Origin of the sequence: Parvibaculum sp. (genome assembly GCF_045863935.1) — a bacterium.
GTDB lineage: Bacteria > Pseudomonadota > Alphaproteobacteria > Parvibaculales > Parvibaculaceae > Parvibaculum.
Genome location: NZ_BTVP01000075.1, coordinates 1 through 4,942, shown reverse-complemented (window position 1 = coordinate 4,942; position 4,942 = coordinate 1). Strand labels below are relative to the sequence as shown.

General features: G+C 64.3%; 5 protein-coding genes. 4 read left to right on the top strand and 1 reads right to left on the bottom strand.

The features are described from left to right. Positions 1 to 300: 300 nt before the first annotated feature. Positions 301 to 1,728 (bottom strand): aldehyde dehydrogenase family protein, encoded by a 1,428-nt coding sequence (locus tag ACKUUH_RS17030; RefSeq protein WP_407951084.1) that lies wholly within the window; start codon positions 1,726 to 1,728, stop codon positions 301 to 303. A 282-nt stretch (positions 1,729 to 2,010) separates the two neighbouring features. Here ACKUUH_RS17030 and ACKUUH_RS17025 point away from each other — a divergent pair, with 282 nt between their 5' ends. The 4 genes from ACKUUH_RS17025 to ACKUUH_RS17010 all read left to right on the top strand — a co-directional run bounded on the left by ACKUUH_RS17025 (position 2,011) and on the right by ACKUUH_RS17010 (position 4,837). Further along, positions 2,011 to 2,250, top strand: a complete 240-nt coding sequence (locus ACKUUH_RS17025; RefSeq protein WP_407951083.1) for a type II toxin-antitoxin system VapB family antitoxin — start codon at positions 2,011 to 2,013, stop codon at positions 2,248 to 2,250. Then, on the top strand, positions 2,250 to 2,642 hold the full coding sequence (locus tag ACKUUH_RS17020; RefSeq protein ID WP_407951082.1) for a type II toxin-antitoxin system VapC family toxin: 393 nt from the start codon (positions 2,250 to 2,252) through the stop codon (positions 2,640 to 2,642). The genes ACKUUH_RS17025 and ACKUUH_RS17020 overlap by 1 nt, the downstream gene beginning before the upstream one ends. 109 nt (positions 2,643 to 2,751) lie before the next feature. After that, entirely contained in the window at positions 2,752 to 4,338 is a 1,587-nt protein-coding gene (locus tag ACKUUH_RS17015; RefSeq protein WP_407951081.1) for an FAD-dependent oxidoreductase, read from the top strand. A gap of 10 nt (positions 4,339 to 4,348) precedes the next feature. Further along, positions 4,349 to 4,837 (top strand): hypothetical protein, encoded by a 489-nt coding sequence (locus tag ACKUUH_RS17010; protein WP_407951080.1) that lies wholly within the window; start codon positions 4,349 to 4,351, stop codon positions 4,835 to 4,837. Positions 4,838 to 4,942: the final 105 nt, after the last annotated feature.

The following is a 4,942-nucleotide window of genomic DNA, read 5'->3' as shown; positions in this document are numbered from 1 at the left end:
CTTCAATTGACGGACTCTACTCAAATCTGGAGGAAGTTCAGGGGCTCACGTCACAAGCCGTAACCAAATGACCGACCTCTGTCACCCAAAAGCCCGTCCCGACAAGCGTTGCTGTCCCAGTCGACGAAACCTTGTAGATGGCGGCAAGCCCAAGATGCCCGTCTGTCACCCCCCTTACTTCTTCTAATTTTTCGTAGTTGCATTACTCATCCTCCTTCAATCCCAGAACATCCCCCAACAAAAAAGCCGGTGCGATTTCCCGCACCGGCTTTTCCGTACCCGGATCAATCCGGACGTCTGTTACGCCGCGTTGTACCCCAACACCGCCTTCACCTCGAGGAACTCCTCGAAGCCGAACTCGCCCCACTCGCGGCCGTTGCCCGACTGCTTGTAGCCGCCGAACGGCGCGTTGAGGTCCGGCCCCGCGAGGTTGAGGTGCACATTGCCCGTGCGCAGGCGCGCGGCCACCTTCTTGGCGTGTTCCGGCTCGCCCTGCACATAGCCCGACAGGCCATAGACCGTGTCGTTGGCGATGGCGACGGCTTCTTCCTCGTCCTTGTAGGGAAGGATCGCGAGCACCGGCCCGAAGATTTCCTCGCGCGCGATGGTCATGTCGTTGGTGACGTTCGCAAAGATCGTCGGGCGCACATAGTAGCCCTTGTTGACGCCTTCGGGACGGCCGGGGCCGCCCGCGACGAGCGTCGCGCCTTCCTCGATGCCCTTCTGGATCAGGCCCTGGATCTTGTTGAACTGCACTTCCGAAACGACGGGGCCGATCACCGTGCCTTCCGCGTTCGGGTCGCCCGCCTTGACGTTCTCGGCGGCCGCCTTCGCGATCGCGATCACCTCGTCCTGGCGCGAGGCCGGCACGAGCATGCGCGACGGCGCATTACAGGACTGGCCGGAATTCGACATCATGCCGAACACCGAGCCCGTCACCGCCTTCTTCAGGTCGGCATCGTCGAGAACGATGTTCGCCGACTTGCCGCCAAGTTCGAGCGCCACGCGCTTCACCGTGTCGGCCGCCGCCTTCGAGACGAGGATGCCCGCGCGCGTCGAGCCGGTGAACGACATCATGTCGACATCGGGATGCGCCGAGAGCGGCGCGCCGACGCCGGGGCCGTCACCGTTGATGAGGTTGAACACGCCCGCCGGCACGCCCGCTTCATGCAGGATTTCGGCGAAGATATAGGCGTTGATCGGCGCCACTTCCGAAGGCTTCAGCACCATGGTGCAGCCGACGGCAAGCGCGGGCGCCACCTTGCAGGTGATCTGGTTGATCGGCCAGTTCCAGGGCGTGATGAAACCGCACACGCCGACCGGCTCGCGCACGATGCGCGTCGGGCCCTTGTCTTCCTCGAATTCGTACTTCTTCAGGATTTCGAGGTTGGTGTTCAGATGCGCGATGCCCATCGCGGCCTGCGCCTTTTCGGACAGCACCTTCGGCGCGCCCATTTCCTCGGTGATCGCGGCGGCGATGTCGGCATAGCGCTTCTGGTAGACCGCCATGATCGACTGCAGCAGCTCGATGCGCTCCTGCTTCGTCGTCGTGGAGAATTTCGGGAAGGCGGCCTTCGCGGCGGCCACCGCCTTGTCCACGTCCTTCGCCGAACCCATGCTGATGCGGGCGAAGGGCTCTTCGGTCGCCGGGTTGATCACCTCGAGCGTCTTCGGCTCGACCGGGTCCACCCACTGGCCGTTGATGTAGAATTTCAGATAATCTTTCATTGGTCGTCCTCCGTTTGATGCCGTCCCTCCCTCGGCAACGCGCCGTCTTGTCGGTGGGCCTTTCGGCCCCCGCGGCGTTTGGCCGGAAGGGGATTCCTGTTGGCAGGAAACGTCGCATGGAGCGCGCCGCCCGGTCCAGCCGAAAACGTCCTCGTTTTCCGCCAAACCGCAAGGATAGCGCGGCGTCCCGGCGGTGGTTTCGGCAACGCGCCAAGCCACTCGCAACCTTGCTTTCAGCACGTCTACACACTATTATCTTTACGTCATCACAACGGAACCACCATGCCTCTCAACATCCGCAATGAAGACGTGAACCAGCTGGCCGAAAAGCTGGCGAAGGTCAAACGGACCACGAAGACCGAGGCCGTGCGTCTGGCGCTCGAAAACGAGTTGCACCGCGCCACCCAGGCCGTGCCGTTGCGGGAGCGGCTGCGTCCGCTGCAACAGCGCATCATGGCGCGGCCCTCGACCGGCCTTGCCGCCGACAAGGCGTTCTACGACGACTTGAGCGGGGACGCCTGATGTTCGTCGACAGTTCGGCCATCGTCGCCATTCTGACCGCCGAGGAAGATGCGGACAGATTGGCCGACAGGATCGAAGCGGCCGATGCGCCAGTGACATCGGCAATCGCGATATTCGAAGCGGCGCTCGGCATTTGCCGCAAGCGCTACGCTACGGTCGAGGAGGCCCGCGACGACGTGCGTGCGTTTCTGGAAGCCGGCGGCATCGAAGTCGTAAGCATTGCCGGCGCCGAAGCGGAAGCAGCGCTTCTCGCCTTCTCGCGCTACGGCAAGGGCCGGGGCCATCCCGCGCAGCTCAACATGGGCGACTGCTTCGCCTATGCCGTCGCGAAAACCCGCGACATGCCGCTCCTCTATAAGGGAAATGACTTTTCGCACACGGATATCGGCTGAATTCCGCCTTCAATCCCGGCCTCGCCCTTCCTTTGCCGTAATTCGGGCACGAATCCGGGCAATGAAGAATGATAGAAAAAGCAGCCCGCCCAGGAGACCCTGAAATCCCATGTTTATCGACGGACGCAAGGTTCCGGAAGGAACCGTCGTTGAAACCGACCTCGCGATCATCGGCGCGGGGGCGGCAGGCATTTCCATTGCCCGCGAACTCGCGGGCACCGGCATTTCCGTCACCCTGATCGAAAGCGGCGGCTTCGACTTCGATCCGGAAACCCAGGATCTCTACGAGGGCGAGAGCGTCGGGGTCGACTACCCGCTCACGAGCTCGCGCCTGCGCTATTTCGGCGGCACCACCAATCACTGGGGCGGCTGGTGCCGTCCCTTCGAGCCGATCGACTTCGAGGAACGCGACTGGGTCGCCCATTCCGGCTGGCCCATCACGCGCGCCGATCTCGACCCCTTCTATGAGCGCGCCCGCGAGGTCTGCCAGATCCGCTCGCCCGCCTTCGACGACGCCTCCGCCTGGGAAGAGGGCGGCAAGCCACTGCCGCTTGCCGGCGGCGAGGTCGAAACGCGCTTCTTCCTCTACAGCCCGCCCACGCGCTTCGGAAAGAAGTACCGGCCGGACATCGAGCGCGCGAAAAATGTCGCCTGCTACCTCCACAGCAACGTGACCGAAATCGTGCCCACCGAAAACGGCGCCGAGGTGGAGCGCCTCGATATTCAGACGCTTTCGGGCGTCCGCTTCACGGTGAAGCCGAAAGCCTGCGTGCTGGCGACGGGCGGTATCGAGAATGCGAGGATGCTGCTCCTTTCCAACAGCGTGGAGAAAGCGGGCCTCGGCAACCGCAACGGCATCGTCGGACGCTTCTTCATGGAGCACCCGCATGTGCCCTCGCCCGCAACCTTCCTCGTCACCGATCTCGATCTCGTCGCCTCCTGGTACCGCACCTACACGAAAGTCGTGACGCCCGCGGGCAATGTCGTCATGCGCGGCTGCCTGTTGATGAACGAGGCCTATCTCCGCCGCACGAAGCGCCTCGGCACCGTCATCACCTTCGCGCCGAGCCGGTCCATTCCGGTAACGCCGGACGCGGCCCTCGCCGACGGCAGCGAGGAAGAGCGGGCAAGGGCCGAGGCCGCCGCCCGCCAGGACGGCATGTTCCGCAGCGTCCTCCAGCTCGCCCGCAGCACCACCTCTTCGCCTGCGGCCTCCGGCGAAGCCGGCTGGCGCCTCGGCGTCGGCTGCGCTTCCGAGCAGGAGCCGAACCCCGCAAGCCGCATCACGCTTTCGCACGAGAAGGACGCGCTCGGGCTGCCGCGCACCAGGCTTTCATGGGCACTGAAGAAATCGGACGCCGACAGCCTCCGGGGCAATCTCGAAGCGGTCGCCCGCGCCTTTGGCGGCTGGGGCGAGGGCCGCGTGCAGGTCCTCTTTCCCGAGCGCGACGAATGGACGGAAGCCGAAGGCTGGGGCAACCATCATCTCGGCACCACGCGCATGGCGGCCGATCCGAAACGCGGCGTAGTCGATGCCGATTGCCGCGTCCACGGCATGTCCAATTTCTTCGTCGCGGGTTCCTCGCTCTTCCCGACCGGCTCGACCGTCAATCCGACACTCACCATCGTCGCGCTGGCGCTCCGCCTCTCCGATCACCTGAAGCGCCGCTTCGCGCAAAGCGCCGCCGTCCAATAGGTCAGACGTCATGGAACACGAAGAACATCAGTCGACGGAACATCATGGCGCCGCCCATCATGAGGGTGTGAGCCGCCGCACGCTTCTCGTGCTCGCGGGTACGGCCATCGTCGCCGCCGCCATTCCCTCCGCCCTCTTCCTGGCGGAACCCGAAACCGCATCCGGACGCGCGGCCCGCTTCGTGCGGCTGCTCGCCGATCCTGAAAGTGCGGCTCATCTGGGTGAAGTCTGGTTCGAAAAATCCGCCCCCGGCGAAACGCTCGCGGTCTACGAGGCGCGCCTGTCGCGGACGCTCGAATCCCATGGCTGGCACGAGGACATGGACGAAGCGGAGACCCACCGCGTCCTCGCGCAAGCCGTGCGCGCCGATTATGCGGCTAACCGCATGACCGCCATCGACGAATGGCACCTCTCCGAAACCGAAGCGAACCTCGCAGCCCTCGCCGCCCTCGTCGCGCGCAAGAGCCCGGCGCATGGCGAAGAGGAAGCTCACGGCTGACACGGTCCCCTCTTCGCTGTGTCCGTCCTCTCTCTCCCCACCCTCCCCTCGGGATTTCTCTGCAAAAGAGGGTAGCGGCTGGCGTTGATTGATGATTCCCTGTTT

What these genes read in the sequence shown, in the direction of transcription:
- ACKUUH_RS17025 (WP_407951083.1), top strand. Translation starts at nt 2,011, where the DNA reads ATGCCTCTCAACATCCGCAATGAAGACGTGAACCAGCTGGCCGAAAAG.
- ACKUUH_RS17015 (WP_407951081.1), top strand. Translation starts at nt 2,752, where the DNA reads ATGTTTATCGACGGACGCAAGGTTCCGGAAGGAACCGTCGTTGAAACC.
- ACKUUH_RS17020 (WP_407951082.1), top strand. Translation starts at nt 2,250, where the DNA reads ATGTTCGTCGACAGTTCGGCCATCGTCGCCATTCTGACCGCCGAGGAA.
- ACKUUH_RS17030 (WP_407951084.1), bottom strand. Translation starts at nt 1,728, where the DNA reads ATGAAAGATTATCTGAAATTCTACATCAACGGCCAGTGGGTGGACCCG.
- ACKUUH_RS17010 (WP_407951080.1), top strand. Translation starts at nt 4,349, where the DNA reads ATGGAACACGAAGAACATCAGTCGACGGAACATCATGGCGCCGCCCAT.